Raw genomic sequence first — 23,216 nt, forward strand, 5'->3', positions numbered from 1 at the left:
TAACCGCCGTCACAAAAGCACCGGATACGTCCCCCTCGTGAAGCCGTGCACAAGCACACCCCTACGATGGGGCCCGTGCCAAACGTGACCCGGGCCGATCTGGCTCAAGCAGCACGCAATCCGCTCGCCTACATCGCGGAACGCTGGACTCCGACCGAACGGACCGTCCGGCGCGCGGTGCTCGCCTCGCTCGTGATGACCTGCGTCATCGTGGTCACCGGCGGCGCCGTCCGGCTTACGGGCTCCGGCCTCGGCTGCCCGACCTGGCCCAAGTGCACCGACGAGTCCCTCACCGCGACGAGCGAGATGGGCTTCCACGGAGTCATCGAGTTCGGCAACCGCATGCTGACGTACGTGCTCTGTGCCGTCATCGGCTGGGCCATCATCGCCGTGCGCTCGCAGAAGCCGTGGCGGCGGAGCCTGACCCGCTACGGCTGGGCGCAGTTCTGGCTCGTCATGTGCAACTCGGTGCTCGGCGGCATCGTCGTGCTCGTCGGCCTCAACCCGTACACCGTGGCGGCGCACTTCCTGCTCTCCACCGCCCTGATCGCGGTCTCCACCGCGATGTGGCAGCGCACCCGTGAGGGCGACGCGGAGCCGCGCCCGCTCGTCGGCAAGGCCGTCGCACAGTTGGTGTGGGTCCTCACCGGCGTCACCGTGCTGCTCATCGCCGTCGGCACGGTCGTGACCGGCGCGGGGCCGCACGCGGGCGACTCCAGCGACGTACCGCGCATGAACGTCGGCGCCGTGGGCCTGGACTGGGAGGGCGTCACCAAGCTGCACGCCGTCCTGGCATGGGTCGTGGTGACGCTCACGTTCGCGCTGTGGTTCGTCCTGAAGGCGGTCGACGCACCTCCCGGCCCGCTGGCCCGCACCCGGGACCTGTTCCTGATCCTGCTGGCGCAGGGCGGGATCGGCTATGTCCAGTACTTCACCGACCTGCCCGAGGTCCTGGTGGCCACACACATGCTGGGGTCGTGCCTGGTATGGATCGCGACGTTGCGAGTGCTCCTCTCCCTGCGGGAGCGGCCGCGGCCCAAGGCGGACGTGCCGACGCAGGTGGACGACTCCCAGCTGTCGTCGGTCTGACGGGGACCGAGGTCCAGCCCCTCGCCCCTCAGGCGTCCACCAGCCCATACACCCGCCGCGCGTTCCCCGCCGCGATCAGCCCCGCCACCCGCTGCGCGTCCGTCAGCGACCACGCGCCCTCCGCGACCCACGTACCGAGCACCCTCCCCAGCGCCTCCCGGAACAAGTGCGCCCCCACCACGTGCAGTTCGGGCAGCCCCTGCGCGCCGCTGGAGAACAGCAGCTTGCCGAACGGCGCGAGTTCCAGGATCTCCGCGAGTACGGCCGCCGCGCGCGCCCCGGTCCGTACGAGCGCGGGGCCCAAGTCGGCGTACACATGCGGGAAGACGCCCGCGAGGTGCGCCGCGGAGCGGTGGTGCGGGTAGCCGTGCAGCAGCACGAGGTCGGTGCCGAGGCCGGCCGTGGAGCGGGCGAAGTCGCCGAAGGAGCGCTGCGGGTCGGCGGCGCCGGTGTGCAGTTGCAGGGGCAGGCCGGAAGCCACGGCGATCCACAGCAGGTGCCGCAGCAGCACCGGATCGGCGAGTTCGCCGCCCACCTGCCGTCCGGCGAGCCAGCGCCCCGCCGCGCCGCGCACCTCCCCGGGACCAGGTGGTTCGGCCGCGAGCGCGCGGCGCTGGCGCACCCCTGCGACCGAGGTGAAGGCGACGGCCCCGTTCGCGGCGCCGTGCACGGACTCGGCGAGGTTGGCGAGGAAGGAGTCGACGGTGCCCGAGGTGTCGGCGACCTGCTCGGCCAGTAATTCCAGGCGGACGATCTCATGGGCCTCGGCGCCGCCGGTCGTGGCCAGTTCGCCGGGCCCGGTCAGGTCGCCGGGCAGTCCGGTGTCGACGAGGTACGTCGTGATCCCGCTGCCCCGCAGCAGTCGCCGCCCGGCCTCGAGGACGCCCAGCTCGCGGCGGCGCGCCAGATAGCGGGCGGGCGGGCAGTGCGGTTCGAGGCCGAGCAGCGGCGGGCACCAGCGGCGGACGGCGAAGCCGGTCTGGGTGTCGAAGAAGGTGGTGCCGGGGGCGGGCGGGCCCTCGCCCCGGCCGAGGTGGGCCTCGAAGGTGCCGAGCCCCAGCTCCGTGCGCAGGACACCGTGGCAGTGCTGGTCGACCAAGGACGGCGTCTCGATCATCCTGGCTCCCCTGCGTGGACCGTGTTCCTACGGTCCTAACGGGTGACCCCGGTGTCAGGTGTTGCTCACCGTGTCACTCCGTGCCCGCCCCGCGCGTGTCTCAGCCGCCCGTCGGGCCGCCGATCTGGATGCCCGCCATGCGCTTCCATTCGTACGGTCCGGTCTTCACCTTGGCCGCGAACTCGCCGTCGAAGTCGTCGTGGACGGTGATTCCGGCCTTCTCCACGGCGTCCTTGGCGATCGCGTGGCTCGGCGCGACCACGTCGCCCCAGCCGCCGTCGTCACCGACGAGGACGATCCGCGCGCCCCGCTCGCCGATGTACGCGACCTGTCCCTCCGCGCCACCGTGCTCCCGCGCGAACGCGGTGATCCGCTTGGCCAGCTTGGCGGCCGTGCGCTCGGCACGGGCGGCCTCCTTCGCCGCCTTCTCCGTCTGCGCCGCGTTCTCGGTGTCTGCCTGCTCCGTGTCTGCCATGGCACAGGATGCTACCGACGGGTAAATCGTTCGGCGACGCCCGGGGGCGTGGTCTCGGCCACGGTTCGCCCCTGGCTCGCGGGGCCGTTCCGCCCCACGCCGCCCCGTGGTAGGACCGGAGTCATGACCGGTCTGCTGCTCGGCGAGGTCTTCCGGTCCGCCGCCCGGGCCGTCCCGCACCGCACGGCCGCGGTGCTCGGCGAGCGCGCGCTCACCTTCGCGGGGCTGGACGCGGCGGCCGACCGGGCCGCTTGGTTCCTGGCCGCCCACGGTGTGCGGCGGGGTGACCGGGTGGTGTGCCTGGCCGGGGCGTCCCTGGGGGCGGCGGCTCTGTTCGCGGGGGCCGCGCGGGCCGGCGCGGTGTTCGTGCCGGTCGACGCCGGGGCCGGTCGGGCGCGGGTGGCGGAGGTCGTGCGGGCGGCCGGGGCGGGGTTGCTCCTGACCGACGCGGCCCGTGCGGAGGCGGGGGCGCGCCTCGCGCGGAGTTCGGCGGTACGTCATGTCGTACTCCCGGACGTGGATGACGCCCCCGATGGGCGGACCGCCGAGCAACCGGAGCAGCCCCTGGACCAGACCGCCGAGGCCGACCCCTGCGTGATCGTCTTCACAGGTTCCGGCCGCCCCCGGGGCGTCGTCCTCTCACACCGGGTGTGCGTGCTGCGTACCCATCCGGGCTGTCGGCCGGAGCGCAACGACGTGCTGGTGTGCGGATTCGCCCCGGGGCAGTGGTCCGCGTGGGCCGCCCTGCTGCGGCAGTGGCAGGCCCGGGGCACCGCGGTGCTCCTGGAGCGCCCGGACCCGGTGGCGATCTGCGCGGCCGTGCGGGGGCACGGCGCGGAGCGTCTGGTGTGTGCGCCCGGGACCTGGCGGGGCGTCCTGGACACCGCGCCGCACCACTTGGCCTCGCTGCGCTGCGCGGACGTCGAGGCGACCGGCCCGCCCGCCGCCGCCCCCGGGCTCCTGGAGGACATCCGCACCGCGACCCCGCACGCCCGGGTGCGCGCCTTCCTCACCTCGCCCGAGACGGGCGACGTCGCCGTCCTGGACCACGCCGACGCCCGCCGCCGGCCGGACAGCTGCGGACTGCCGGCGCCCGGCACCGAGGTGCGGGTGGCGGGCGGTGAGCTGTACGTACGCGGGCCGTTGCTCTGCGACGGATACGCCGACGGGAAGGAGGCCGCGGCGCGGGACGGCTGGTTCCGCACGGGGTGGCCCGCGGCGGCCGAGGCCGACGGCCACCTCTGCCTCCAGACGGACTCGGCGGCGTACGAAGCAGCGGAAAGAGCAGTGGCCCCGTCGCCCTGAGGACGACGGGGCCACTGCCCACGGACGGAAACCGCCGGAGGCTAGCGCAGGAAGGGGTCCACGGCGACGGCCACGAACAGCAGCGAGACGTAGGTGATGGACCAGTGGAACAGGCGCATTTCCTTGAGCTTGCCGCCGGTCGCCTCGGACTTCGCACGGTTCTGCAGCCCGTGCGCCTCCCACAGCCACCAGCCGCCGGTGGCGAGGGCGACCGCGGTGTAGAACCAGCCGGTGTAGCCGAGCGGCTGGAGCAGCAGCGAGACGGCGACCATGACCCAGCTGTAGAGGACGATCTGGCGCGCGACGACCTTGTTGGAGGCGACGACCGGGAGCATCGGCACGCCCACGCGCGCGTAGTCCTCCTTGACCCGCATGGACAGCGGCCAGTAGTGCGGCGGCGTCCAGAAGAACATGACCAGGAAGAGGATGACCGGCGCCCACGACATCGAGTTGGTGACGGACGACCAGCCGATGAGCACGGGCAGACAGCCGGCGATGCCGCCCCAGACGATGTTCTGGGAGGTGCGGCGCTTCAGGATCATCGTGTAGACGACCACGTAGAAGAGCAGCGCTCCGAGCGACAGCCACGCGGACAGCCAGTTGACGGCGAGGCCGAAAAGCAGCGTGGAGACGGCCGCGAGCGCGATGCCGAAGACGAGGCATTCGCGGGGGCTGACCATGCCCGTGACGAGCGGCCGCTGCGACGTGCGCTCCATGAGCGCGTCGATGTCGCGGTCGATGTACATGTTGAGCGCGTTGGCGCCACCGGCGGAGAGGAAACCGCCCAAGCAGGTGAGCAGCACCAGCGTGAGGTCGGGCACCCCCTGCTCGGCGAGGAACATCACCGGAACGGTGGTGATCAGCAGAAGCTCGATGATCCGCGGCTTGGTCAGCGCCACGAACGCCTTCACTCGGGCCCCGAACGGCCGGTTGCTCGGGTTCTGGCTCGCCCCGATTACCCCCGCTGGACGGGATTCAACGGCCGTCACGCACACCCCTGACAGAGACTCCCAGCAAGCCCTGCGTCGGACGTTCGGACATGAAGATCCGGTAAAGGCTCGCGCGTACCACGCCACTGTAGACGTTGCCCATACCTCGCCCTTCGCGGGGGTGGGTTCGTGTTGAGGAGCCGTATGAGCGGTGTTCGAAGACGGTCGAAGCGGGCGGAAGAGGTGACCAGATGAGCAGTCCCGTTTTCACATGGTGAACGCGGTCCGGCCCTTTCGGGAGGCGGATCGCGGCGGGTCCCGGCAGTCTGGAATCACTCGAAAAAATGCACGTTCTCACAGCGGTAGGCTCGACAGCGGCCGGTGCGATTCATACGCCGCCGGCATTCGACATGTGGAGAGGAGCCCTGACCCAGGGTGAGCACCAAGCCGACCACCACAGACCTCGAGTGGACCGAACTGGACCAGCGGGCTGTCGATACCGTCCGCGTCCTGGCCATGGATTCCGTACAGAAGGTCGGCAACGGCCATCCGGGTACGGCCATGAGCCTCGCGCCCGCCGCGTACACCCTTTTCCAGAAGGTGATGCGGCACGACCCGGCGGACGCCGACTGGACCGGGCGCGACCGCTTCGTGCTGTCCGCGGGGCACTCGTCCCTCACGCTGTACATCCAGCTCTACCTGGCCGGTTTCGGCCTTGAGCTCGATGACCTGAAGGCCTTCCGCACGTGGGGCTCGAAGACGCCGGGCCACCCGGAGTACGGCCACACGGTGGGCGTGGAGACGACGACGGGCCCGCTCGGCCAGGGCGTCGCCAACGCCGTGGGCATGGCGATGGCCGCCCGCTACGAGCGCGGTCTGTTCGACCCGGACACCGCGACGGGCGAATCGCCGTTCGACCACCACATCTACGCGATCGCCGGCGACGGCTGTCTCCAGGAGGGCATCTCCGCCGAGGCGTCCTCGATGGCCGGGCACCAGAAGCTCGGCAACCTGATCCTGCTGTGGGACGACAACCACATCTCGATCGAGGGCGACACGGAGACCGCGATCTCCGAAGACACCATGAAGCGGTACGAGGCCTACGGCTGGCACGTGCAGCGCGTGGAGCCGAAGGAGAACGGCGACCTGGACCCGGCCGCGCTGTACGCGGCCGTCCAGGAGGCGAAGGCGGTCACGGACCGGCCGTCGTTCATCGCGATGCGCTCGATCATCGCCTGGCCGGCCCCGCACGCGCAGAACACCGAGGCCGCGCACGGCTCGGCGCTCGGCGACGAGGAGGTCGCGGCCACCAAGCGCGTCCTCGGCTTCGACCCGGAGCAGTCCTTCGAGGTCTCCGAGGAGGTCCTCGCGCACACCCGCGAGGCCCTGGACCGGGGCCGTGAGGCCAAGGCGACGTGGGAGAAGGGCTTCGCGGCCTGGCGCACGCAGCAGCCCGAGCGCGCCGCCGAGTTCGACCGCATCGCCGCGGGCGAGCTGCCCGCGGGCTGGGAGGAGAAGCTCCCGGTCTTCGAGGCGGGCAAGGGCGTCGCGACGCGTGCCGCGTCCGGCAAGGTCCTGCAGGCGCTCGGCGCGGTGATCCCCGAGCTGTGGGGCGGCTCCGCCGACCTGGCAGGCTCGAACAACACCACGATCGACAAGACGTCGTCGTTCCTCCCGGCGGACAACCCGCTGCCGGAAGCGAACCCGTACGGCCGCACGATCCACTACGGCATCCGTGAGCACTCCATGGCCGCGGAGATGAACGGCATCGCGCTGCACGGCAACACCCGCATCTACGGCGGCACCTTCCTGGTGTTCTCCGACTACATGCGCAACGCCGTGCGCCTGTCCGCGCTGATGCACCTGCCGGTGACGTACGTATGGACGCACGACTCGGTCGGTCTCGGCGAGGACGGCCCGACGCACCAGCCGGTGGAGCACGTGGCGTCGCTGCGTGCCATCCCGGGCCTGAACGTGGTCCGCCCGGCCGACGCGAACGAGACGGCCATCGCCTGGCGCGAGATCCTCCGGCGCTACACGAAGGTGTTCGGCAAGGGCGCCCCGCACGGCCTGGCGCTGACCCGTCAGGGCGTGCCGACGTACGAGCCCAACGAGGACGCCGCCAAGGGCGGTTACGTCCTCTTCGAGGCCGAGGGCGGCAAGCCCGAGGTCGTCCTCATCGGCACCGGCTCCGAGGTGCAGCTCGCCGTCGAGGCGCGCGAGCAGCTGCAGGCGGCGGGCGTGCCGACGCGTGTCGTCTCGATGCCGTCGGTGGAGTGGTTCGACGAGCAGGAGCAGGGGTACCGGGACTCGGTCCTGCCGCCGTCGGTCAAGGCGCGCGTCGCGGTCGAGGCCGGCATCGGTCTGACCTGGCACCGCTTCGTCGGGGACGCGGGCCGCATCGTTTCGCTGGAGCACTTCGGGGCTTCGGCGGACGGCAAGGTTCTCTTCCGCGAGTTCGGGTTCACTGCCGAAGCCGTGGCCGCCGCGGCGCGGGAATCGATCGCGGCCGCTCAGCGCTGACGCCCATATACGACCAAGTAGGAGATGTAATTCCATGACAGACGCACTCAAGCGCCTCTCCGACGAAGGCGTCGCGATCTGGCTGGACGACCTGTCGCGCAAGCGGATCACGTCCGGCAACCTCGCCGAACTGATCGACGAGCAGCACGTCGTGGGCGTCACCACCAACCCGTCGATCTTCCAGAAGGCGATCTCGTCCGGCGACGGTTACGAGCAGCAGCTCGAGGACCTCGCCGCGCGCAAGGTCACCGTGGAAGAGGCGATCCGCATGATCACGACGGTGGACGTCCGTGACGCCGCCGACATCCTGCGGCCGGTGTTCGACGCGACCGAGGGCCAGGACGGCCGGGTGTCGATCGAGGTCGACCCGCGTCTGGCGCACGACACGAAGGCGACGGTCGCCGAGGCCAAGCAGCTCGCGTGGCTGGTGGACCGGCCGAACACGCTCATCAAGATCCCGGCGACGAAGGCGGGCCTGCCCGCGATCACCGAGGTCATCGGCAAGGGCATCAGCGTGAACGTGACGCTGATCTTCTCGCTCGAGCGCTACCGCGAGGTCATGGACGCCTACCTCGCGGGTCTGGAGAAGGCGAAGGCCGCGGGCCTGGACCTCTCCAAGATCCACTCGGTGGCGTCGTTCTTCGTGTCCCGCGTGGACACCGAGATCGACAAGCGGATCGACGCACTCGGCACCGACGAGGCCAAGGCCGCGCGCGGCAAGGCCGGCCTGGCCAACGCCCGTCTGGCGTACGAGGCGTACGAAGAGGTCTTCTCTTCCGACCGCTGGGTCGCCCTCGACAAGGCGCACGCCAACAAGCAGCGTCCGCTGTGGGCGTCGACGGGCGTCAAGGACAAGGCGTACAAGGACACGCTGTACGTCGACGACCTGGTCGCCCCGGGCACGGTGAACACCATGCCGGAGGCGACCCTCGAGGCCAGCGCCGACCACGGGCAGATCACCGGCAACACGATCGCCGGGACGTACGAGCAGTCGCGCGCCGAGATCGAGGCCGTGGAGAAGCTCGGCATCGCGTACGACGACGTGGTGCAGCTCCTCGAGGACGAGGGCGTCGAGAAGTTCGAGGCGGCCTGGAACGACCTGCTCAAGTCGACCGAGGCCGAGCTCAAGCGCCTCGCTCCTTCGGAGGGCTGAAACCTTGTCGAGCAGCAATCCGCTGCGTGACGCCGCGGACCGACGGCTCCCGCGTATCGCGGGGCCGTCGGGCCTCGTCATCTTTGGCGTCACGGGCGATTTGTCCCGTAAAAAGTTGATGCCTGCTGTCTATGACCTCGCCAACCGGGGGCTGCTGCCGCCGGGCTTCTCGCTCATCGGCTTCGCCCGGCGCGAGTGGCAGGACGAGGACTTCGCGCAGGAGGTGCACGACGCGGTCAAGCAGCACGCGCGCACGCCCTTCCGCGAGGAGGTCTGGCAGCAGCTCATCCAGGGCATGCGCTTCGTCCAGGGCAACTTCGACGACGACGACGCCTTCGAGCAGCTGAAGGCGACGATCCAGGACCTGGACAAGAAGCAGGGCACGGGCGGCAACTTCGCCTTCTACCTGTCGGTGCCGCCGAAGTTCTTCCCCCAGGTCGTCCAGCAGCTCAAGAAGCACGAGCTGGCGGAGGCGCCGGAGGGTTCCTGGCGCCGCGCGGTCATCGAGAAGCCGTTCGGGCACGACCTGAAGTCCGCCAAGGAACTGAACGCGATCGTGCACGAGGTGTTCGCCCCGGACCAGGTGTTCCGGATCGACCACTACCTCGGCAAGGAGACCGTCCAGAACATCCTGGCGCTGCGCTTCGCCAACCAGATGTTCGAGCCGATCTGGAACCGGTCGTACGTCGACCACATCCAGATCACGATGGCCGAGGACATCGGCATCGGCGGCCGCGCCGGGTACTACGACGGCATCGGCGCCGCCCGTGACGTCATCCAGAACCACCTCCTCCAGCTGATGGCGCTGACCGCGATGGAGGAGCCCGCCTCCTTCGACGCGGACGCGCTGGTGGCGGAGAAGGCGAAGGTCCTCGGCGCGGTGAAGCTGCCCAGGGACCTCGGCAAGGGCACCGTGCGCGCGCAGTACTCCGCGGGCTGGCAGGGCGGCGAGAAGGCCGTCGGCTATCTCCAGGAGGACGGCACCGACCCCAAGTCGAAGACCGACACGTACGCCGCCATCAAGCTGCAGGTGGACAACCGCCGTTGGGCGGGCGTCCCGTTCTACCTGCGCACCGGCAAGCGCCTGGGCCGCCGCGTCACGGAGATCGCGGTCGTCTTCCAGCGCGCCCCGCACTCCCCCTTCGACCACACCGCCACCGAGGAGCTCGGGCAGAACGCGATCGTCATCCGCGTCCAGCCGGACGAGGGCATCACGGTCCGCTTCGGCTCGAAGGTGCCGGGCACGTCCATGGAGATCCGGGACGTGTCGATGGACTTCGCGTACGGCGAGTCCTTCACGGAGTCCAGCCCGGAGGCCTACGAGCGCCTCATCCTGGACGTCCTGCTCGGCGACGCCAACCTCTTCCCGCGCACCGAGGAGGTCGAGCTGTCCTGGAACATCCTCGACCCGATCGAGGAGTACTGGGACGAGCACGGCAAGCCCGCGCAGTACCCGGCCGGGACCTGGGGCCCGGTCGAGGCGGACGAAATGCTCGCACGAGACGGACGGAGCTGGCGTCGGCCATGAAGATCGACCTCACGGACACCACGGCCAGCAAGATCAACAAGGCGCTCGTACAGGGCCGCCGCGCGATCGGCACCCCGGCCGTCGGCATGGTGCTCACCCTCGTCATCGTCACCGACGAGGAGAACGCCTACGACGCGCTGCGCGCCGCCAGCGAGGCCTCCCGCGAGCACCCCTCGCGCACGCTGGTCGTCATCAAGCGGGTCTCGCGCTCGCCGCGTGACCGTACGACGTCGCGCCTGGACGCCGAGGTCAGGGTCGGCGCCGACGCGGGCACTGGCGAAACGGTCATCCTGCGCCTTTACGGCGAGGTGCTCAACCACGCGCAGTCGGTGGTCCTGCCGCTGCTCCTTCCGGACGCGCCTGTCGTCGCCTGGTGGCCGGTCAACGCGCCGCTGGACCCGGCACAGGACCCGCTCGGCGCGCTCGCCCAGCGCCGCGTCACGGACACCTACGCCGCCGAGCAGCCCATCCACGAGCTCACCGCGCGCGCCGAGGCCTACCACCCCGGCGACACGGACCTGTCCTGGACCCGCATCACGCCGTGGCGCTCGATGCTGGCCGCGGCCCTGGACCAGGTGACGTGCGAGGTGACCGCCGCGGAGGTGGAGGGCGAGGAGTTCAACCCGAGCGTCGAGCTGCTCGCGATGTGGCTCGCGGAGCGGCTCTCCGTGCCGGTCAAGCGCTCGGCGTCGCCGGGCCCCGGTCTGACGGGCGTGCGCATGGAGACCAACTGCGGTCCGATCGTGCTCGGTCGTGCCGACGGGTCCCTCGCGACGCTCTCCATCCAGGGCCAGCCGGACCGCGCGGTCGCGCTCAAGCGCCGTGAGACGTCCGAGCTGATCGCGGAGGAGCTGCGGCGGCTCGACCCGGACGACACGTATGCGGCGGCGCTGAAGTTCGGGGTGGACCGGCTGGGTGAGGCGGTGCTGAACGGGGTCTCGTCCTCGGGCGGCTCTGCTGCGGCGCCGGGTTCCGCCACGGACGGCGGGGCTTCGAAGGAGGGCTCGGACACGCCGGGCTCCGGAACGTCGGACTCCGCCGCGTCTGGCAGCGCTGCCAAGAAGTCCTCCGCGAAGGCCCCGGCCACCAAGAAGGCGGCCTCGAAGTGAGTGCGGCTCCGCAGCTCGTCGTCCACCGCGACAAGGAGCTGATGGCGCAGGCCGCCGCGGCCCGCCTCATCACGAAGATCGTCGACGCCCAGGCGGCCCGCGGCTTCGCCTCCGTGGTCCTCACGGGCGGCCGCAACGGCAACGGCCTGCTCGCGGCGCTCAGTTCGGCGCCCGCGCGCGACGCCGTGGACTGGTCGCGGCTCGACCTGTGGTGGGGCGACGAGCGGTTCCTGCCGGACGGCGACCCCGAGCGCAACTACACGCAGGCCCGCGAGGCCCTGCTCGACTCGGTGCCGCTCGACCCGGCGCGGGTGCACCCGATGCCCGCGTCCGACGGCCCGTACGCGAAGGGGATCTACCCCGACATTGCAGACGGCGCGGACGCGGCGGCGGAGGCGTACGCGGCGGAGCTCGCGGCGGCGGCCGGCCCCGAGCACTATCAATCAGCGGCTGCCGCCGCGGGCGGCTCGGTCCCGACGTTCGACGTCCTGATGCTGGGCGTGGGCCCGGACACGCATGTGGCGTCGCTGTTCCCGGAGTCGCCCGCGGTGCGGGAGACGGACCGCATGGTGGTCGGCGTGCACGGCGCACCCAAGCCACCGCCCACCCGCGTCTCCCTGACCCTCCCGGCGATCCGCTCGGCCCGCGAGGTCTGGCTCCTCGCGGCGGGCGAGGACAAGGCGAACGCCGCGGCGATCGCCCTCTCCGGCGCAGGCGAGATCCAGGCCCCGGCAGCGGGCGCCCACGGCCGCGCCCGCACCCTGTGGCTCCTGGACGCAGCGGCGGCTTCACAACTGCCGCGGGATCTGTATCCGCCGGCGTCGCCCTGACCCCCGGCTGTACGCGCCGACGGGCCCCGGTCCTCTTCTGGACCGGGGCCCGTCGGCGTCCTGCCGTCAGAAGCCGTCGCAGGTGGCGGTGGCGAACTTGCCGCTGGCCGTGCCGGTGCGAGTCGTCCCGTCAGCGGTGACCTTGCAGCGGACCTTGCCACCGGAGGCTCCTGTGGTGACAGCGAGGGTTCCACCCTTCACGAACCCCTTAGTCTTCTCCTCCTTGCGCCAGGGCAGCTCCACATCGCTGAGTTGGTTCTGCGAGAGGTCGCCGTCGCTGTAGGTCGAGTAGGTGATCGTGACGTCCTTGGCGTTGCCGGTGACCTCGTACGTGACCGTGATCTCGCGCTTGGTCTCCTTGTCGACCTCTTTCGCGACACCCGCGATCAGCGCCACGCAGCCGCCGGCCATCAAAAGGAACACGACCAAAAGCACCCAGGGCCACTTCCGACGCTTCTTCGGCTGCGGCGGCGGTACGGGGGCTGACCATCCTTGCTGCTGCGACATGGCGGCCATGCTTCAGCGATGGCCCGCCCTCTGCCGCCCGGACCGCGTCTGCGTCAGCCATCCGAGTGAAGGCGGATGTTGACGGGGCAGCGCAGGCAAGGCGCCCCGGGCTTCGCGGGCCGGGGCGCCACTGGCGAGCCGTGGGCTCAACGCCCCCGCAGCTCCCGGTACCTGGCGACCAAGGCCGTCGTCGACGCGTCAAGGCCCGGTACGTCCGCGCCCTCCGTCAGGGCGGGTTCCACGCGCTTGGCGAGGACCTTGCCGAGTTCTACGCCCCACTGGTCGAAGGAGTCGATGTTCCAGATGGCGCCCTGGACGAACACCTTGTGTTCGTACAGGGCGATGAGCTGGCCGAGGACCGACGGGGTCAGCTCGGTCGCGAGGATCGTCGTCGTCGGGTGGTTGCCCTGGAACGTCTTGTGCGGCACGAGCTCGTCCGGCACGCCCTCCGCGCGGACCTCGTCGGGCGTCTTGCCGAAGGCCAGCGCCTGCGTCTGGGCGAAGAAGTTGGCCATCAGCAGGTCGTGCTGTGCGACCAGGCCGGGGCGCAGGTCGTCGACGGGCTTGGCGAAGCCGATGAAGTCCGCGGGGATGAGCTTCGTGCCCTGGTGGATGAGCTGGTAGTACGCGTGCTGCCCGTTCGTGCCCGGCGTGCCCCACACCACCGGACCGGTCTGCCACTGCACGCGCTCGCCGTCGCGGTCCACGGACTTGCCGTTGGACTCCATGTCCAACTGCTGGAGGTACGCGGTGAACTTGGACAGGTAGTGCGAGTACGGCAGGACCGCGTGCGCCTGCGCGTCGTGGAAGTTGCCGTACCAGACGCCGAGCAGACCGAGCAGCAGCGGCACGTTCGCCTCGGCGGGCGCGGTGCGGAAGTGCTCGTCGACGAGGTGGAAGCCGACGAGCATCTCACGGAAGCGGTCGGGCCCGATGGCGATCATCAGGGAGAGACCGATCGCCGAGTCGTACGAGTAGCGCCCGCCGACCCAGTCCCAGAACTCGAACATGTTGGCCGTGTCGATGCCGAAGTCGGCCACCTTCTCGGTGTTCGTCGACAGCGCCACGAAGTGCTTGGCGACCGCGCTCTCGTCGGCCTGCAACTCGGTGAGCAGCCAGTTCCGCGCGGACGTGGCGTTCGTGATCGTCTCGATCGTCGTGAACGTCTTCGAGGCGATGACGAACAGCGTCTCCGCCGCGTCCAGGTCCCGGATCGCCTCGTGCAGGTCGGCGCCGTCCACGTTGGACACGAAGCGGACGGTCAGACCGCGGTCGGTGAAGGAGCGCAGCGCCTCGTACGCCATGGCCGGGCCGAGGTCGGAGCCGCCGATGCCGACGTTGACGACGTTCTTGATGCGCTTGCCGGTGTGGCCGGTCCACTCGCCGGAGCGGATCCGGTCGGCGAAGGCGGACATCTTGTCGAGCACGGCGTGCACACCCGGCACCACGTCCTCGCCGTCGACCTCGACGACAGCGCCCGCCGGCGCGCGCAGCGCGGTGTGCAGGACCGCGCGGTCCTCGGTGGTGTTGATCTTCTCGCCGCGGAACATGGCGTCACGCAGCCCGAAGACGTCCGTCGCCGCGGCGAGGTCCCGCAGCAGCGCGAGGGTCTCGTCGGTCACGAGGTGCTTGGAGTAGTCGATGTGCAGGTCGCCGACCCGGAGGGTATACACGGTGCCGCGCGCCGGATCGGTGTCGAACAGCTCCCGCAGCCGCACCTCCCCCAGCTGCTCCTTGTGCTTGGCCAGCGCCGTCCATTCCGGCGTCTGATTCAGCTTGGTGCGGCCTTCTGCATTCATCTCGGACTTCAGCCTTCTCTCGTACAACCTGAGTACCGTTGCGTTCGCCCCGCTGCCCTCCCAACCTAATTGATCAGCGAGCAATTTGAGTTGTCTGTCCGCCGTCGGCCGACTTAAGCGCGGGTGTGAGCGCGGTGACCGAGAGCGCGAACAGGGCGGCGGCGAGCAGCATCGGGGTATTGGGTCCCCACAGCGCGGCCACGGCCCCGCCGAGGATCGCTCCGAGCGGCGCCCCGGCGACCGCCAGGGTCCGGAACGCCGAGCTGACGCGCCCAAGGACGGCGGCGGGCGGACGCTCCTGCATCAGCGTGTGGGTGCTCACGTTCCACACCATCCCCATGGCCCCGAAGACCGCCATGCTCACGACCAGCGCCACGACGTCACGGATCGTGCCCATCGCCACGAGCGCGGCGATCTGGGCCGTTCCGGCGGCGAGCACGCTGCGTACCCGGCCTATGCTGCGCGCGAGCCACCCGGCGAGCGCCCCGCCCACGAGGCTCCCGGCCGCGTACGCCGTTATCGCCGCCGCGTACCCCCCACTGCCGGCGTCCAGCCAGCGGGTGACGAGGACGACGAGGGTGGCGAGGAGCGCGCCTATGCCGACGTTGCCCAGCGCGGTCGCCGCGCACAGGCGTCGCAGCACCCGGTCCCGCCACAGGGTGCGCAGGCCGTGCGCGATGTCGGACCGCAGGGTGGCCCCGGCGGGTCTGGGCGGGTGCTCGGGCGCGGGCACCCGGAGGGAGGCCACGAGCACGGCCGCCACCAGGTACGTCGCGGCGTCCACCGCGTACGGAAGGCCGGCGCCCGCAGCCATCAGGAAGGGCACCACGGGCGCGGCGAGGAGCCCGCCCGCGAACTGCTGGCCGGTGAGCAGCCGTGCGTTCGCGCTGCCCAGCGTGGCGCGGTCCACCAGGGCGGGAAGCAGAGCCGTGGCGGCGTTGTCGAACAGGGTCTGGAGTGTCGTGAGCACCACGGCAAGGGCGATGAGCAGGCCGATCGAGGCGTGACCGAGCGCCACGGCCAGGGCGAAGGCAGCCACGAGCAGTCCGCGCGCCACGTCCACCGTCCACATGGCGCGCCGCTGGTCCACGCGGTCGGCGACGGCACCGCCGACGAGGCCGAAGACGAGCCACGGCAGATAGCCGCAGGCGGTCACCGACGCTATGAGCAGCGGGTCGTCGGTGAGTGACGCGGCGAGCAGCGGCAGCGCGGCCTTGCGCAGCGAGTCCCCGAAGCTGGAGAGCACGGCGGCGCCCCACAGCCGCCCGAATCCGCCCCGCCAGGCGACGCTCCGCGCACCCGCGCCCACGTCCGGCGTCTCGACCGCAGTCGTCACAACTCCCCCTCCCCGCCCCATGGTTAACGGCCCGGCCCGGTGGTTTCCCGAGCCACGATCAACCGTAGAGGCCCCCACTGACAATCAAGGGAAGAGGCAGGGTGGAGATACAGCTCCGGCCGGGCACCTCACGGTGTCCGGCCGGTTCTCAAGTCTTAGATCTCGCCGCGCAGTTTGGCCAGTGCCTCCGCGAGGATGGCCTCGCCGTCCGCGTCGCTGCGCCGCTCGCGGACGTACGCGAGGTGCGTCTTGTACGGCTCGGTGCGCGGCGGGTCCGGGGGGTTGTCCCGGTCCTGGCCTGCCGGAAAGCCGCAGCGGGGGCAGTCCCAGGTGTCGGGGACCTGCGCGTCGCTGGCGAAGCTGGGCTGCGTCTCGTGCCCGTTGGAGCACCAGAAGGAGATGCGCAGTCGCGGCGCGGACTCGCCACGCTCGGCCTCGCCCATCGGCCCCGCCCCGACCCGGCTACCTCGGATCGCGTTGCCACTTGCCACGGTCGTAACTCCCTGCGTGATGGTGCTGCCTGTGTCGAACGGCGGCTGCGCCGCGGGGTCGACTGCCGGCTCCGCTGCGGGTGCCTCAGTCTACGTAAGGCCCAACGCGCGTCCAGTGTTGGGAGTTACACCCCACCCCGACACGCAAGCCCCATGATAAGCCGCGCACGGGGGCGCGTACTGAACATGGGGCTATGAGCGGGACAGCGAACCAAACCGCAGCCGAAAAGGCAAGCGGCACTCGTCTGCTGTCAGTTGTTGACCTTCATCAGAATGCCGAGCACGACAATGGTGGCGAACCAGAGCAGACCGACCACGACGGTGATGCGGTCGAGGTTGCGCTCGGCGACCGAGGAGCCGCCGACGGACGACTGCATGCCGCCACCGAACATGTCGGACAGGCCGCCGCCCTTGCCCTTGTGCATCAGCACCAGCAGCATCATCAGCAGGCTGAAGACGATCAGGGCGATCGAGAACCCCATAACCACGGCTGGACCAACTTCCTCGGATCTGAATCGACGACGGGGCCCGAAGCCTTCTCCGCGAGCAGTGATGCTCACAAAGACCAGCCCCGGACCCCGCAAGGGTACGACGTATCGCCGCTAGCGCATACTCGCTGGTGCCGTCACTGGTCGGCGAAGCGGATGATCTTGACGAACTCGTCGGCGTCCAGCGCGGCGCCGCCCACGAGGGCGCCGTCGACGTCGGGCTGCGCCATGATGTCGGCGACGTTCTTCGCCTTCACGGAGCCGCCGTACTGGATGCGGACCTTGTCGGCAAGATCCTGCGAGTACAGCTCGGCGAGGCGGCCGCGGATCGCGCCGCAGACCTCCTGCGCGTCCTCGGGGGTCGCGACCTCGCCGGTGCCGATGGCCCACACCGGCTCGTAGGCGATCACGATGGACTCGGCCTGCTCGGCCGGGACGTCCTTGAGGCCGCCGTCGAGCTGGCCCAGCGTGTACTGGACCTGCTGGCCGGCCTTGCGGATGTCCAGGCCCTCGCCGATGCACAGGATCGGCGTGATGCCGTGCTTGAAGGCGGCCTTGACCTTGGCGTTGCAGAGCTCGTCGGTCTCGTTGTGGTACTGACGGCGCTCGGAGTGGCCCACGGCCACGTACGTGCACTTCAGCTTGGCGAGCATCGGGCCCGAGATCTCGCCGGTGTAGGCACCGGAGTCGTGCGCCGAGATGTCCTGGGCGCCGTACTTGATCTTGAGCTTGTCGCCGTCGACCAGGGTCTGCACGGAGCGCAGATCGGTGAAGGGCGGCAGGACGGCGACCTCGACGGCCTCGTAGTCCTTGTCGGCCAGCGCGAACGCGAGCTTCTGGGTGTGCGCGATGGCCTCGAGGTGGTTGAGGTTCATCTTCCAGTTGCCCGCCATCAGCGGGGTACGCGTAGTCATCAGGTGTCAGTTCTCCAGTGCGGCGAGGCCGGGGAGCGTCTTGCCCTCGAGGTATTCGAGGGAGGCGCCGCCACCGGTCGAGATGTGGCCGAATGCGTTCTCGTCGAAGCCCAGGATGCGCACGGCCGCGGCGGAGTCGCCGCCGCCGACGACCGTGAAGGCCGACGAGTCCAGAAGCGCCTGGGCGACCGCCTTGGTGCCCTCGGCGTAGTCGGGGTGCTCGAAGACGCCCATGGGGCCGTTCCAGAAGACGGTGGCGGCGTCGGCGAGCTTCGAGGCGTAGAGCTTACGGGTCTCGGGGCCGATGTCGAGGCCCTCCTGGTCGGCCGGGATGGCGTCGGCCGCGACCGTGGTCGGGTTGGCCGGGGCCTTCGTCTTCAGGTCCGGGAACTCCCCGGAGACCAGGACGTCCACGGGCAGCACGAACTCGACGCCGCGCTCCGCGGCACGCTTCAAGTAGCCCTGCACGGCCGGGATCTGGTCCTCCTGGAGGAGGGAGATGCCGACCTCGTGGCCCTGCGCCTTCAGGAAGGTGTAGGCCATGCCGCCGCCGATGAGGATGCGGTCGGCCTTCTCCAGAAGGTGGTCGATGACACCGAGCTTGTCGGAGACCTTGGCGCCGCCGAGGACGACCGCGTACGGCCGCTTGGCGTCCTCGGTGAGCTTCTTCAGGACGCCGACCTCGGTGGCGATGAGGTATCCGGCGTAGTGCGGCAGGCGTGCCGGCAGGTCGAACACGGAGGCGTGCTTGCGGTGCACGGCACCGAAACCGTCGCCTACGTAGACATCGGCCAGGGCGGCGAGCTGATCGGCGAAGGCGCCGCGCTCGGCGTCGTCCTTGGAGGTCTCACCGGCGTTGAAGCGCAGGTTCTCGACGACGGCGACCTGGCCGTCGGTGAGGGCGGCGACGGCGGCCGTGGCCGACTCGCCGACCGTGTCGGTGGCGAACCGCACGTCCGTGCCGAGGAGTTCACCGATCCGCTGCGCGGCCGGGGCCAGCGAGAACGCCGGGTCCGGTGCGCCCTTGGGGCGGCCCAGGTGCGAGGCGACGACCACGCGGGCGCCCGCCGCGGCGAGCGCCTTGACGGTGGGCAGGACCGCGCGGATGCGGCCGTCGTCGGTGATGGTGGTGCCGTCGAGCGGCACGTTGAGGTCGGCGCGGACGAAGACCCGCTTGCCTGCGACACCGTCGGCGAGAAGTTCGTCGATCGTCTTCATGAATTAGGACTCCGTGACTGGGACTTCTTGAGGGGTGCTCACGCGCGACAGGGTCCGAACCGCGCGGCGCTGCGCTGTCCGGACCCTGTGCTCACATCGAGATGCCTGGCTCTGAGCCGCTGCCCGCTTAGAGCTGGCCGCCGACGAAGACCGTGAGGTCCACGAGGCGGTTGGAGTAGCCCCACTCGTTGTCGTACCAGCCGAGGATCTTCACCGACTTGCCCTCCTGGACCATGGTCAGGGAGGAGTCGAAGGTGCAGGAGGCCGGGTCGCTGACGATGTCCGAGGACACGATCGGGTCCTCGGTGTAGAACAGGATGCCCTTGAGGTCGCCGTCGTCGGCGGCCTTCTTGAACGCGGCGTTGACCTCGTCCTTGGTGACCTCGCGCTGCAGCTCGACGACCAGGTCGGTGGCGGAGCCGGTCGGGACCGGGACGCGCATCGCGATGCCGTCGAGCTTGCCCTTGAGCTGCGGGAGGACCAGGGCGGTGGCCTTCGCGGCACCCGTCGTGGTCGGGATGATGTTCTCGGCGGCGGCGCGGGCGCGGCGCAGGTCCGAGTGCGGGAAGTCCAGGATGCGCTGGTCGTTGGTGTACGCGTGGACCGTCGTCATCAGGCCCTTGACGATGCCGAAGTTCTCGTCGAGAACCTTGGCCATCGGCGCCACACAGTTGGTGGTGCAGGAGGCGTTGGAGATGACGTGGTGGTTGGCCGCGTCGTACTTGTCCTGGTTGACGCCCATCACGATGGTGATGTCCTCGTCCTTGGCCGGAGCCGAGATGAGGACCTTCTTCGCGCCACCGGCGATGTGCTTCTCGGCGTCCGCCTTCTTGGTGAAGATGCCGGTGGACTCGATCACGATGTCGACGCCCAGCTGACCCCACGGGATGTCGGCGGGGTTGCGCTCGGACAGCACCTTGATGGTGTGACCGTCGACCGTGATGGTGTCCTCGGTGTGGGTCACCTCGGCCTTGAGACGGCCCAGGATGGTGTCGTACTTGAGCAGGTGCGCCGTCGTGGCGGTGTCACCCAGGTCGTTGACAGCCACGATCTCGATGTCCGCACCCTGCTCGAGCAGCGCGCGGAAGTAGTTGCGCCCGATGCGGCCAAAGCCGTTGATGCCTACGCGGATCGTCACGAACCGATCTCCTCGTTGGTACGCCGGTCTGAGACGCCGGCGAGTTGTATGGGATGTCCCCGACCGCCTCCGACCCTACCTCTCTGACGGCGCTGAGGTGACATCGAGAGGGACCGATATGCGGCATGGCGGCCCGTACCCCCGAGTAGGGGCACGGGCCGCCGGGAACCGGGTCCTGATTACGCAGCGTCAGCCGCGCAGATGTGCCAGGGCGGCGCCCATAAGAGCGGCTCTCTCGGGTTTTCCGGGTACGTGCTCGAACCCGAAGCCGAGCAGCACGCTGTCACGCGCTGTGACCGCCGCGTGGGGCCGGTAGAGCTCCCCGGTCCTGGCCCAGTCGCCTGTGATATTGGCGCTTCCGGCCGGGGGCGGGGCGACGCTCCAGGAGCCGAGCGAGGTCTCGAATCCCTCGGTCTGTGTCGCGGTGCCGCCGACGACAAGGCGCGCGTCGTCGGCGAAGAGTCCGCGGCCGCTGCTGGAGGGGTCGGTGACGGCGCTGAGCGACACCTCGACCTTCTTGCCCGCGTAGGCGCTCAGGTCGAAGGAGGTCTGCTTCCAGCCGTCGGAGGAGCCCGTGAAGCTGTTCCAGGCGCCGCTGCTGCCGGAGGCCGTGCAGCCGCCCGCGCCCTGCGTCAGGTAGTGCCGCAGGAACGGGTGGCCGTTGATGAAGAACCCGGCCGCGCACTGGGCGGGCACCGTGGCGGACGAGCCGCCGTTCTTGTCCGCCAGCGTGGTCCAGTCGTCGGCGCCCGCGGTGTGCGCCTCCAGGAGGCCGTGGTCGAAGCCGGGCTCCAGGTTCCAGTTGAGCGCGAGCCGCAGCTCCGGCTGGTCGGCGGCCGTGACGCCGGTCAGGTCGAAGGTGCGGGTGAGCCGCTTCCAGTCGCGGTCGGCGTGGGTGGCCGACGCCATGCCCTGGCCCTCGAAGGGCGCGTACGGATTGGCGAGGCCCGGGTAGGAGCCCGCCGCCGCGCTCTTGAACTGCGGGAAGTCCTTGGCGGGCAGGGTGTCGGAGGTGACGGTGAAGCGGCCCGCCCTGTCGAGCGGATTGCCCTCCGCGCCGGCGAGCGGGCTCTTCACGCCGTCGAGCGCGCCCGCGCCGGTGAAGCTCCGGGCACTAGGCGCGGAGAGGCGTTCGTGGGCGCCGAGGTAGTACTGCGCGAAGTCGTCGGTGACCGCGTCGCCGAGGTCCACGTCGCCGCCCGCGCGCTCGCCGGACTCGATGAGCTTGCCGCCCTCGTTGAGGTAGGCGCGCAGCGCGAGCTGAGTGGGTGCGCCGGGCACGGGGTCGCCGGTGTAGTGCACGACCGCGGAGAAGTGCGAAAGCACGCCGAGCGGGTGCGGCGCGCCCTGCTTGGCGACGTCCCAGACCGTGGCCGAACGGCCGTTGGCCTTCACGGCGTCGACGTACTTCTGTGTCTGCGTGGCCGTCGCGCCCTCCTCGGCGACGACGAGCGTGTTCGCCTTGGGGCGTTCGGCGACGGTGTACGTGAAGTGCTCGCTCTGCGTGCGCCCCTTCTTTGTACGTCCGGTGAACCACACCTCGACCTTGTCGCCCGCACGCGCGTCCTCGACGTCGGCGCGGTACTGGTCGAAGTGGAGGTTGTCCTCGCCGCCGTAGGTCTCGCCGCCCTTCCAGGACTTGAGGCGCTCGTCCTGCGTACGGCCGCCGTTGACGCGGTAGTTGAGCTCCTTGTCGCGTACGGACTTGCGGGCGGTGACGGCGACTTCCTGGTCGCCGCCGCGCGCGTACGACGTGGTGAAGGAGTCGGGGGTGAAGTCGGGGGCGTCGACGCCGGTGACGGAGACCGGCCGGTCGGGGTGGAGTGCGGTCTCGGCGACGGCGAGCGCGAAGGGCACGTTCTTCGCGAACTCCTGCTGGATCAGCTTCTCGTCGTCGGGGAAGGTGAAGATGGACGCGCAGTCCTGGGGCCGCCAGGCGTCATCGGGGTCCACGTTCGACGCGGTCTGGCAGGTGGACATCTCGGGGGTGAACATCGAGATGCCGTTGACGTTGCCCGCGTGGCCGTCGGCCTCGCCGTTGGTGGTGTAGAGCTCGGAGGAGACCTGCGGGTGGTAGCCGGGGACCGCGGGCTTCTCGGGGGTGCCCGCGAGGGACTTGTAGAGCACGTCGTCGGGGGTCGGCGTGGCGACCTGCCAGCCCACTCCGTAGAGGATCAGTTCGGCGGCCGAGTGGTAGTTGATGCCGTACGTGAAGCCGATGCGCTTCTGGAAGCGGTCGATCGCCTTCGTCTCGGGCTCGGACATCGGGCCGGTGCCGCGGTAGGTCTCCGAGGACGCGTTCGGGGACGAACCCTCGTTGTCGTAGCCCCACTTGTAGGCGAAGTTGCGGTTGAGGTCGACGCCGTCGCCCGCGGCGGTCGTGCCGTCGCCGTCGATGTCGCGGAGGTTCTTGCGCCACTGGCGGTCGCCGCCGGCGGCGTGCGTGAAGTCGTAGCCGTCGGGGTTGGCGGAGAGCACGAACCACAGCTCGGTCGAGTTCACGAGCTTGGTGACGCGCTTGTCCTTGCCGTAGTTGTCGAGGTAGTGGTGCATCAGGCGGCGGGTCATCTCGGGGGTGATCCACTCGCGCGCGTGCTGGTTGGACATGTACAGGGTGGAGGGCTTGGAGCCGTCCTTGGACTTCTTGGCGCCCTTGGAGAGCTTGAGCGCCAGGATGTCCTTGCCCTGGAGCGACTTGCCGATGGAGACGACCTTGGTGAGGCCGGGGTGCGCCTGCGCGGTCTTGACGATCTCCTCCTGGAGACCGCCCTTTCCGCTGTACGGCCGGTAGACGCCGTCGCCCGCGGCCTTGAGCTTCTTCGCGGTGGCCGCGGAGACCTCGTGCTCGGTGAGGTCGATGCCCTTGCGCTCGATCGCCTTCGCCTGGGCCCCGGTCAGATACAGCTCGACCGGGCCGGTGCCGTGCTCGGGTGCCTGACCCGCGAGTTCGTGGGCGTCCTGCCCCGCCTCGACCAGGGTCGGTATCTGTTCCTTGGTGACGTCGGCCCGGTACACGTTCACGGCCGCCGCGTCGTCGTCAGCGGCGGCCGTGGCCTTCGCCGGCCCGCTCGCCTGGGCGTGCGGTGCGGCGACGAGTCCGCCGACGAGCAGTGCGCCGGCGGCGAGGATCGATCTCGCGCGCGCTCTTCGTCTCATGAGCCCCCCTTGCAGTTGTCCGGCACGTTTGTGCGCGAACGCCAGGCTCGTCACGCTTCATGATCATGTCAATACGGCGGGTAGTCGGTTTGTGGGGGCATGAAGAAGCCG

General features: G+C 70.2%; 19 protein-coding genes. 7 read left to right on the top strand and 12 right to left on the bottom strand.

Annotated features, from left to right (window positions below; all coding sequences use genetic code 11):
• The first annotated feature begins 66 nt into the window (after positions 1-66).
• Positions 67-1,089, top strand: coding sequence for a COX15/CtaA family protein (locus IEY91_RS24410; protein ID WP_164325985.1), 1,023 nt, complete (start codon positions 67-69; stop codon positions 1,087-1,089).
• Between the two features lie 28 nt (positions 1,090-1,117).
• On the opposite strand, the gene IEY91_RS24415 is transcribed toward IEY91_RS24410, so the two are convergent.
• Both IEY91_RS24415 and IEY91_RS24420 read right to left on the bottom strand, forming a co-directional pair.
• Positions 1,118-2,206 carry an amidohydrolase family protein gene (locus tag IEY91_RS24415; RefSeq protein ID WP_164325984.1) on the bottom strand — a complete coding sequence of 363 codons (1,089 nt, stop codon included), beginning with the start codon at positions 2,204-2,206 and terminating at the stop codon, positions 1,118-1,120.
• Between the two features lie 100 nt (positions 2,207-2,306).
• Entirely contained in the window at positions 2,307-2,681 is a 375-nt protein-coding gene (locus IEY91_RS24420) for a hypothetical protein (protein ID WP_164325983.1), read from the bottom strand.
• 123 nt (positions 2,682-2,804) lie between these two features.
• Here IEY91_RS24420 and IEY91_RS24425 point away from each other — a divergent pair, with 123 nt between their 5' ends.
• Positions 2,805-3,986 (top strand): AMP-binding protein, encoded by a 1,182-nt coding sequence (locus tag IEY91_RS24425; RefSeq protein ID WP_189175701.1) that lies wholly within the window; start codon positions 2,805-2,807, stop codon positions 3,984-3,986.
• 41 nt (positions 3,987-4,027) lie between these two features.
• Here IEY91_RS24425 and IEY91_RS24430 read toward each other — a convergent pair whose 3' ends face one another.
• Positions 4,028-4,981 carry a heme o synthase gene (locus IEY91_RS24430; protein ID WP_164325981.1) on the bottom strand — a complete coding sequence of 318 codons (954 nt, stop codon included), beginning with the start codon at positions 4,979-4,981 and terminating at the stop codon, positions 4,028-4,030.
• A 369-nt stretch (positions 4,982-5,350) separates the two neighbouring features.
• On the opposite strand from IEY91_RS24430, the gene tkt reads away from it, so the two are divergent.
• Genes tkt through pgl form a run of 5 tightly spaced genes read left to right on the top strand, consistent with a single transcriptional unit; the run spans position 5,351 to position 12,058 of the window.
• Positions 5,351-7,438 carry a transketolase gene (gene tkt / locus IEY91_RS24435; RefSeq protein ID WP_189175702.1) on the top strand — a complete coding sequence of 696 codons (2,088 nt, stop codon included), beginning with the start codon at positions 5,351-5,353 and terminating at the stop codon, positions 7,436-7,438.
• A 34-nt stretch (positions 7,439-7,472) separates the two neighbouring features.
• Positions 7,473-8,591, top strand: a complete 1,119-nt coding sequence (tal, locus tag IEY91_RS24440) for a transaldolase (protein ID WP_164325979.1) — start codon at positions 7,473-7,475, stop codon at positions 8,589-8,591.
• 4 nt (positions 8,592-8,595) lie between these two features.
• Positions 8,596-10,119, top strand: a complete 1,524-nt coding sequence (gene zwf / locus IEY91_RS24445) for a glucose-6-phosphate dehydrogenase (protein ID WP_164325978.1) — start codon at positions 8,596-8,598, stop codon at positions 10,117-10,119.
• On the top strand, positions 10,116-11,228 hold the full coding sequence (gene opcA, locus IEY91_RS24450) for a glucose-6-phosphate dehydrogenase assembly protein OpcA (RefSeq protein ID WP_189175703.1): 1,113 nt from the start codon (positions 10,116-10,118) through the stop codon (positions 11,226-11,228). The genes zwf and opcA overlap by 4 nt, the downstream gene beginning before the upstream one ends.
• Positions 11,225-12,058, top strand: coding sequence for a 6-phosphogluconolactonase (gene pgl / locus IEY91_RS24455; protein ID WP_164325976.1), 834 nt, complete (start codon positions 11,225-11,227; stop codon positions 12,056-12,058). The genes opcA and pgl overlap by 4 nt, the downstream gene beginning before the upstream one ends.
• 66 nt (positions 12,059-12,124) lie before the next feature.
• On the opposite strand, the gene IEY91_RS24460 is transcribed toward pgl, so the two are convergent.
• The 9 genes from IEY91_RS24460 to IEY91_RS24500 form a co-directional block, all read right to left on the bottom strand.
• Complete coding sequence (locus tag IEY91_RS24460; RefSeq protein ID WP_189175704.1) at positions 12,125-12,565, bottom strand: MmpS family transport accessory protein; 441 nt, start codon at positions 12,563-12,565, stop codon at positions 12,125-12,127.
• A 146-nt stretch (positions 12,566-12,711) separates the two neighbouring features.
• Complete coding sequence (pgi, locus tag IEY91_RS24465; protein WP_189175705.1) at positions 12,712-14,364, bottom strand: glucose-6-phosphate isomerase; 1,653 nt, start codon at positions 14,362-14,364, stop codon at positions 12,712-12,714.
• A 73-nt stretch (positions 14,365-14,437) separates the two neighbouring features.
• Positions 14,438-15,721: an MFS transporter gene (locus IEY91_RS24470; protein ID WP_189175706.1), complete on the bottom strand. Its 1,284-nt coding sequence runs from the start codon at positions 15,719-15,721 to the stop codon at positions 14,438-14,440.
• A 134-nt stretch (positions 15,722-15,855) separates the two neighbouring features.
• On the bottom strand, positions 15,856-16,191 hold the full coding sequence (locus tag IEY91_RS24475) for an RNA polymerase-binding protein RbpA (protein ID WP_003957010.1): 336 nt from the start codon (positions 16,189-16,191) through the stop codon (positions 15,856-15,858).
• A gap of 251 nt (positions 16,192-16,442) precedes the next feature.
• Positions 16,443-16,673, bottom strand: coding sequence for a preprotein translocase subunit SecG (gene secG, locus IEY91_RS24480; protein ID WP_164325972.1), 231 nt, complete (start codon positions 16,671-16,673; stop codon positions 16,443-16,445).
• A 143-nt stretch (positions 16,674-16,816) separates the two neighbouring features.
• Positions 16,817-17,593 (bottom strand): triose-phosphate isomerase, encoded by a 777-nt coding sequence (tpiA, locus tag IEY91_RS24485; protein ID WP_164325971.1) that lies wholly within the window; start codon positions 17,591-17,593, stop codon positions 16,817-16,819.
• A gap of 6 nt (positions 17,594-17,599) precedes the next feature.
• Positions 17,600-18,811, bottom strand: a complete 1,212-nt coding sequence (locus IEY91_RS24490; RefSeq protein ID WP_164325970.1) for a phosphoglycerate kinase — start codon at positions 18,809-18,811, stop codon at positions 17,600-17,602.
• 127 nt (positions 18,812-18,938) lie between these two features.
• A complete protein-coding gene (gap, locus tag IEY91_RS24495; protein WP_189175707.1) occupies positions 18,939-19,949 on the bottom strand; it encodes a type I glyceraldehyde-3-phosphate dehydrogenase in 1,011 nt (336 codons plus the stop codon).
• A 189-nt stretch (positions 19,950-20,138) separates the two neighbouring features.
• Positions 20,139-23,105 carry a M14 family metallopeptidase gene (locus IEY91_RS24500; protein WP_189175708.1) on the bottom strand — a complete coding sequence of 989 codons (2,967 nt, stop codon included), beginning with the start codon at positions 23,103-23,105 and terminating at the stop codon, positions 20,139-20,141.
• Positions 23,106-23,216: the final 111 nt, after the last annotated feature.

Origin of the sequence: Streptomyces lasiicapitis (genome assembly GCF_014646335.1) — a bacterium.
Taxonomy (GTDB): domain Bacteria; phylum Actinomycetota; class Actinomycetes; order Streptomycetales; family Streptomycetaceae; genus Streptomyces; species Streptomyces lasiicapitis.

Coding starts and splice junctions, on each gene's coding strand:
- IEY91_RS24410 (WP_164325985.1), top strand. CDS start 67: ATGGGGCCCGTGCCAAACGTGACCCGGGCCGATCTGGCTCAAGCAGCA.
- IEY91_RS24415 (WP_164325984.1), bottom strand. CDS start 2,206: ATGATCGAGACGCCGTCCTTGGTCGACCAGCACTGCCACGGTGTCCTG.
- IEY91_RS24420 (WP_164325983.1), bottom strand. CDS start 2,681: ATGGCAGACACGGAGCAGGCAGACACCGAGAACGCGGCGCAGACGGAG.
- IEY91_RS24425 (WP_189175701.1), top strand. CDS start 2,805: ATGACCGGTCTGCTGCTCGGCGAGGTCTTCCGGTCCGCCGCCCGGGCC.
- tal (WP_164325979.1), top strand. CDS start 7,473: ATGACAGACGCACTCAAGCGCCTCTCCGACGAAGGCGTCGCGATCTGG.
- opcA (WP_189175703.1), top strand. CDS start 10,116: ATGAAGATCGACCTCACGGACACCACGGCCAGCAAGATCAACAAGGCG.
- IEY91_RS24460 (WP_189175704.1), bottom strand. CDS start 12,565: ATGTCGCAGCAGCAAGGATGGTCAGCCCCCGTACCGCCGCCGCAGCCG.
- pgi (WP_189175705.1), bottom strand. CDS start 14,364: ATGAATGCAGAAGGCCGCACCAAGCTGAATCAGACGCCGGAATGGACG.
- IEY91_RS24470 (WP_189175706.1), bottom strand. CDS start 15,721: ATGGGGCGGGGAGGGGGAGTTGTGACGACTGCGGTCGAGACGCCGGAC.
- secG (WP_164325972.1), bottom strand. CDS start 16,673: ATGGGGTTCTCGATCGCCCTGATCGTCTTCAGCCTGCTGATGATGCTG.
- tpiA (WP_164325971.1), bottom strand. CDS start 17,593: ATGACTACGCGTACCCCGCTGATGGCGGGCAACTGGAAGATGAACCTC.
- IEY91_RS24490 (WP_164325970.1), bottom strand. CDS start 18,811: ATGAAGACGATCGACGAACTTCTCGCCGACGGTGTCGCAGGCAAGCGG.
- IEY91_RS24500 (WP_189175708.1), bottom strand. CDS start 23,105: ATGAGACGAAGAGCGCGCGCGAGATCGATCCTCGCCGCCGGCGCACTG.